The sequence below is a fragment of the Nocardia sp. TBRC8007 genome (assembly GCF_056629435.1).
On sequence record NZ_JBWSOR010000015.1, the window covers coordinates 81,798 to 88,234 of the forward strand.

At 66.3% G+C, this 6,437-nt stretch carries 5 protein-coding genes; 4 read left to right on the plus strand and 1 reads right to left on the minus strand.

The features are described from left to right. The first annotated feature begins 65 nt into the window (after nt 1–65). From ACX4ZE_RS14150 to ACX4ZE_RS14160, 3 genes are all read left to right on the plus strand, one after another. Nucleotides 66–1,199, plus strand: coding sequence for an ERA-like protein 1 (locus ACX4ZE_RS14150; RefSeq protein WP_480273862.1), 1,134 nt, complete (start codon nt 66–68; stop codon nt 1,197–1,199). A gap of 34 nt (nt 1,200–1,233) precedes the next feature. Continuing rightward, nucleotides 1,234–2,856: a hypothetical protein gene (locus ACX4ZE_RS14155; protein WP_480273863.1), complete on the plus strand. Its 1,623-nt coding sequence runs from the start codon at nt 1,234–1,236 to the stop codon at nt 2,854–2,856. A gap of 219 nt (nt 2,857–3,075) precedes the next feature. Further along, complete coding sequence (locus ACX4ZE_RS14160; RefSeq protein ID WP_480273864.1) at nt 3,076–4,908, plus strand: phosphoenolpyruvate carboxykinase (GTP); 1,833 nt, start codon at nt 3,076–3,078, stop codon at nt 4,906–4,908. Between the two features lie 218 nt (nt 4,909–5,126). On the opposite strand, the gene ACX4ZE_RS14165 is transcribed toward ACX4ZE_RS14160, so the two are convergent. Then, complete coding sequence (locus tag ACX4ZE_RS14165; RefSeq protein WP_480273875.1) at nt 5,127–5,957, minus strand: HD domain-containing protein; 831 nt, start codon at nt 5,955–5,957, stop codon at nt 5,127–5,129. 30 nt (nt 5,958–5,987) lie between these two features. Between ACX4ZE_RS14165 and ACX4ZE_RS14170 the strand changes: the two genes are divergently transcribed. Beyond that, nucleotides 5,988–6,437 (plus strand): GlxA family transcriptional regulator (locus tag ACX4ZE_RS14170; protein WP_480273865.1); only part of this gene is annotated, 450 nt, incomplete at its 3' end.

The following is a 6,437-nucleotide window of genomic DNA, read 5'->3' on the forward strand; positions in this document are numbered from 1 at the left end:
GCGGTCGAGCCGGTCCGGCTGCGTGGTTTCTGACAGAATTACGCACCGCGAAGGGGGTGTACCGCATGCAGACAGCCACTCGGTCCGATGGGCCGCTGCGCGAGCGCGGCGTTCTCGCGTCCACCTATGATCAACTCGACACGATGCTCACCGAGTTGCGGTTCGGGCCGGGCCAGGATCCGCAGATCGGGTATGCCGCGACAGCGGCCGTCCGGGCTTGGCGTAGCCCGCTGTGTATTCAGGTCACCGGGCGGGCAGGCGCAGGACGAAGCACGGTGCTACACGCGCTGGCGCTCATGTCCGCGCTGGAGACGCCCCCGGTCGACCGACCAGGGGAGCCCGATCCGGAACTCGATGCCGATATCGTCGTTTATGTGCTGGCCGCCGCTCCGACGCCCGCCGATCACAGAGTGCTGGCCACGTTGCCGCCGCATCGGACGATCGTGGTGCTGAACAAGGCCGACGCGATCGGCGCACATTGGAGCGACGCAGTGGCCGCTGCCGAACAATACGGCAGGCGACTGCGGGTTCCAGTCGTTCCCATTGTCGCTTCGCTGGCGGTGCGTACCAGGGCAAGTGCATTGACCACCGCGGATCTCGCCTTGCTCCGCAGGCTCGCTGTCGAAGCAGACTCGGCGCTGTTCCTCTCGCCGGATCTGTTTGTCGCGCCAGGGGCGGAGGTCGCTGAGCGCGAGCAGTTGTTGCGGAATTGGGACTTGTACGGCGTGCTGTGCGCCTGCCTGGCTCTGCGGCACGACCCGCACTTATCTGCGCAGGCCTTGTTACAAGTCTTGCACTCCGCGAGTGGCATCGACGCCCTGCATCAGCTGCTGCACTGCCGCTATGAGCAGGTTTCCGCGCTGCGTGGCGGCGAACTGCTCGACGAATTCGCTCGCCTCGCCGCTCGCGCGGTCCCGGAGGAGGGTGGCCGCGCACGCGACGTGCTGGAGTCTTTTCTCCACGGCGACGACGCCCTGTGGCTCGGGCTCTGCGCCGGGCTCGCTCATCCAGAGGTAGCCCACCTCGCCACGGGTTACCGTGTCCCGAAGCCAGCTGATGCCGATGACGCGATAGCTCGCGCAGCCCGTTGGCGGGCCGTGGTCTCCAGTGATATGCCTCCGGCCGCGCGCCGCGCTGCCCTGCGGGTACACAACGGCTACATCCGACTATGGGAACGGATGCACAGTGCCGGTCTCTGAACACCAGCAGTCAGCACCCCAGGAATCGGCGGCGGTGACCTCCCATCCGGCGATCTCATCCTCGGGCCAGGAAAACGCGGCAGGCGCTGCGTCTGATTCCCGCTCTGCCGACCGTGCCGAATCCGGTCGGCCGAGCGGCACCGGACCAACGCTCGCCCTGTCTCCCGAGAGCGAGGCAGTGGTGGCGCGGTGGAATCCGCAAGGCATGGCACTGCTGCATGCGGTATCCGGGTCAGGGCCTGCGAGCGTGGTCCCGGTACTCGGTCCGCCTGATGTGAATACCATGTCGCTGCGGACCGAGCTGGCGCGGTTCGAACCGCATATCCCCCTGTCCGAGCCGATCGCCGAGTTGAATGCGGCAGCGGGGACCGCCACCTCAGGCGCCGCGCCGCCTGAGGTGGCGCTGATTCTGCTCGACGCGGGCACTACCCTCGGTACGGACATACTGGGGTTGATCGGCAGGCTACGTGCGGACCGGACACGCATCCTGCTCGCCATGAACGGCATCCACGCCTATCAGGACTGGCGGGTGGTACGGGAGCGCGATCTGGAACTGCTGGCCGCGCATGGTGCCGCCGACCTGGATATCGTGCCGGTCTCGGCTCGGCTCGCCGCCGCGGCTCGCACCACAGGCGACACCGGCCTGTTGGATCGCTCCGGCCTGGTCACCCTGCACACGCAGTTGACCGCCGCGGCCTCTGGCGCTGCCGAGATCGGCGGCGACCGGATGGCTTCGGTCATCGGCCGGGTGCTGGCCGACACGCGGGAGCGGGTGGTCGAGCAGATGTCTGCGCTGCGTTCTGGTGCGGAGTCGGCACGGCTACGCGAGGAACGTGCCGTACTGCTCGCGGGCCGCGACGGTGGTCGAGCCTCCGCCATGTCCGCTCTGCGCGGGGGGCTGCACTTGGCTCGGGTGGATCTGCTGACCGACGTCGGCACACGGATCCGCGCACTGCACGCCGACGCTCGCGCCGAACTGGATCGGCTCCGTCCTGGTGAGGTCGTCGGCTACCCCGACCGACTCCAGCGGGCCGTCACCGAGCTGACCGGTGTGGTCGATCACGCCATTGATCATCGGGTGACCGAACTCAGCGGCCGGACCGCGGACGGCGACCAGGAGATGCCACCGCGACGGCGTGATCCGGCCCCGCGGGTGGGCCCGGATCCGGAGCCGAGACACCGGGGTGCTGAAGATCACCTCATGATCGCGCTCGGCGCATCCGCAGGCGTCGGCCTAGGGCGTCTGCTGGTGGCTCCGCTGTCGCTGGTGCCCGCGCTCGACGTCGCGAGTTTTCCCGTCGCTTTGCTGGTCGGCGGCGGTGCGGCGGCCTGGGTGGCCCGCGCGCGTAGGCAGCTGGCCGACCGAGCGCATACTCGGCAGTGGGTGGCCGATGTCTTGGTCGCGGTAAAAGCCCAGCTCGAGCAACGAGTAGCGACCGCGCTTGTGGAAGCTGAGACTGGGTTGACCGAATATGTGGTGCGCGCGAGCACCGCGCGCATGCTGGACATCGACCGTCGGGTCGCGGAATTGGAGGTCGCATTGCGCAGGAAGACAGCGGATCGGCCGGGACAACTCGCGGCATGCGAGCGGGATATCCGGGCTATCGATCACTGGATCTCCCCTGTTGAAACGAGCGACCGAATGGGTACCCAGTGAGGAGCCCGATGCCCTGCTGATCTCTATATCGCGTTAACCTCTAAATCAGGAACTTGGGTGCCCGCTGAGTTCTGGTACGTCACTCGCCCAGAGTGCGTTGTCGGCCAGTCGTAGCGGTTGCCTTCCCGCCAATGGTGGTGCTTGGTGCATTCGTGCCGGTCATGGGCCTCGGGCCAGGCGGCGAAGCATCGAATAGCCGCCCATCTCAGGAGAGTTTTCATGACGTCAGCGACCATTCCTGGTCTTCGTGGATCCGACGGCAAGGCGCCGACCGAGCACAGCGAACTGCTCGCCTGGGTAGAAGAAGTCGCCGAACTCACCCAACCGGAACGGGTGGTCTGGGCGGACGGCTCGGACGCGGAATGGAATCGGCTGACCGATCAGCTCGTCGCGGCCGGGACGTTCAAACGACTGGACGAGCGGAAGAAGCCGAACTCCTTCCTCGCGCTTTCCGATCCCTCCGATGTGGCACGGGTGGAGTCCCGCACCTTCATCTGCTCCAAGACCGAGGCCGACGCGGGCCCGACCAACAACTGGGTCGACCCCATCGAGATGCGCGCTACCATGACCGAGCTGTACCGCGGCTCGATGAAGGGTCGCACGATGTACGTGGTGCCGTTCTGCATGGGCCCGCTCGGCGCCGAGGACCCGAAACTGGGTGTGGAGATCACCGACTCCGCGTATGTCGTGGTATCCATGCGGGTGATGACCCGGATGGGCGCCGCGGCTTTGGCGAAGCTCGGCACCGACCGGCCGTTCGTGAAGGCGCTGCACTCCGTGGGCGCCCCGTTGGCCAAGGGCCAGACCGACGTGCCGTGGCCGTGCAATGACACCAAGTACATTACGCACTTCCCCGAGAACCGGGAGATATGGAGCTATGGCTCCGGCTATGGCGGCAACGCGTTGCTCGGCAAGAAGTGCTACTCGCTGCGGATCGCCTCGGCAATGGCTCACGACGAGGGCTGGCTGGCCGAGCACATGCTGATCCTCAAGCTGATCTCCCCGGAGGACAAGGCCTACTACATCGCCGCCGCGTTCCCCAGCGCGTGCGGCAAGACCAACCTGGCGATGATCCAGCCGACTGTGCCGGGCTGGCGCGCGGAGACCCTGGGTGACGACATCGCCTGGATGCGTTTCGGTAAGGACGGCCGCCTCTACGCGGTGAACCCTGAGTACGGTTTTTTCGGCGTCGCGCCGGGCACCAACCACAGCTCGAACCCGAATGCTATGGCCACCATCGACGCGGGCAACACCGTCTACACCAACGTCGCGTTGACCGACGACAACGACGTGTGGTGGGAGGGTCTGGACGGCGAGCCCGACCACCTGACCGACTGGAAGGGCGAAGACTGGTACCCGCGGGAGACCGAGACGCTGGCCGCGCACCCGAACTCGCGCTACTGCACCCCGATGTCGCAGTGCCCGATCCTGGCGCCCGAATGGGACGACCCGCAGGGCGTGCCTATCTCGGCGATCCTCTTCGGCGGTCGGCGCAAGACCACTGTCCCGCTGGTTACTGAATCCTTCGACTGGCAGCACGGCGTGTTCATGGGTTCGACGCTGTCCTCCGAGCAGACCGCCGCCGCCGAGGGCAAGGTCGGCACCGTACGCCGCGACCCGATGGCCATGCTGCCGTTCATCGGCTACCACGTCGGCGACTACATGGACCACTGGATCAATGTCGGCAAGAATGCCGATGCAGGCAAGCTGCCGAAGATCTTCTATGTCAACTGGTTCCGCCGCGGCTCCGACGGACGCTTCCTGTGGCCGGGGTTCGGGGAGAACTCCCGGGTGCTGGAGTGGATCGTTGGCCGCATCGAGGGCTCGGCCGACGCCGAGCCGACCGCGATCGGAAATGTGCCGACCGCCAAACAGCTCGACCTGGACGGCTTGGATGTCGACCCAAAGGATGTCGACGAGGCGCTCGCGGTGAACGCCGAGGAGTGGCGGAAAGAGATCCCGCTGATCGAGGAGTGGTTCGATTTCGTCGGCGACAAGCTGCCTTCTGGGGTGCGTGACGAGTTCGAGGCGCTGCAGCGGCGGCTGAGCTGACCACTTTCCGCGAACGGATACAGCCCCGCATCACCGGATAGGTGTGCGGGGCTGTTGTCGGTGCTCTAGTACAACCACGATTTCGACTGTATCGCCGAAGCACGGGCCAATCGGTCGAATGGATCGTGCCCACGGGTATGGCCGAATGCGCCCGATGGCAACTTTCCGAGTGGTGGATCGACCTCGGATAGAACTTCATGACGATCTGCCGCTGGACCTTATTCCGCGAATGGCGCCATTCGGACCATGGTCAGAAAACCGGTGCTGTTGAGCCAGCTCACCCTACCTTCCGGCATCGCTTTCGCCTCTGCGGTCAAGGCCGCGATCATATGCCGGGTGAAGTTGTGGCGGGGGTACCGCCGGATCAGCTCGGCGACCCAGTCTTGATCCAGTTCGGCTATCCGTGCGCCGAATACGTCCATCGCGGCGCCCGCGGAAACGAAACCGCCAGGGTCGCTCAGATCATCGGCGACGCCGGGGGTGAGGTGGGCGGCGATGGCCGCGCCGACGGCCTCGGCGCGTGCGGGTTCGGCGCCTGCGCCGAGCGCGAGCGCGAGCGCGCGTTCGCCGCCGACCACCGCGAAACACCTTCCCGGCGTGGGGTGTTCGAGCTGTAGATCGTGCAGAAGACAAGAAACGTAGACCAGTTCGTCGTCATAGGCCGCGCCGTCGAGATCGGCCAGCACTCGACCGAAATAGTAGGTCCGCAGGGAATGGTTCAGCACGTGCGGGGAAAGTGTTTCGCGCGCTTCGATTTCCGCCGCGACAGCCAGTGCGGAATCAGGCAGCCGCAGGCCGGCGAACTCGAGTTTGCCGCGTCCGCTCCTGCCGAGGGCGAGCCGGACCCGGTTGGGTACAGCCGCGGGCAGGGTTCGGGCAGAGGCGAGGGTCAGCCTGCGGCGTTGCTGTTTGGACAGTGCGCCACCGGTGCGAGTGGCCCATGCCCAGTCGATGCCAGTCGGTGCGGCCACGATGCTCTCCTTCGTTGTCGGGACTCCGCTTTCAGTCAAGCGTGTCTCGAGGTGTGCGACGAGTGGCAGAAATGTCAGTAATGCTCCGTTTTATGCCAAACTGGGGTGATGAAGCATGTGGTGGCGTTGGCGTTGGACGGTGTCATGGTCTTCGATCTGACCTGTGCCGTGCAGGCGTTCCGGCACGGGCCGGATAAGACCGGCGCGCCGCGCGGCTTCGAGATGAGCACCTGCGGTATCCGGCCGGGACCGGTATGGACGCCCAACGGTTTCGAATTACGGGTGGAACACGGACTCGAGCTGCTCGGCGAGGCCGATATCGTCGTCGTGCCAGGTACCGGCATCCCGGCCCAGCCTGTCTCGCCCGAGGTACTGGCCGCATTGCGGGCCGCGGCGGAGCGCGGTGCGACCATGCTGAGCATCTGTGTCGGCGCGTTCGTCCTGGCCGAGGCGGGCTTACTGGATGGACGGCCCGCGACCACGCACTGGGCCTACTGCGATGAATTCGCCGCCCGCTATCCCGCGGTACGACTCGACCCGGCGGCACTGTACGTGGAT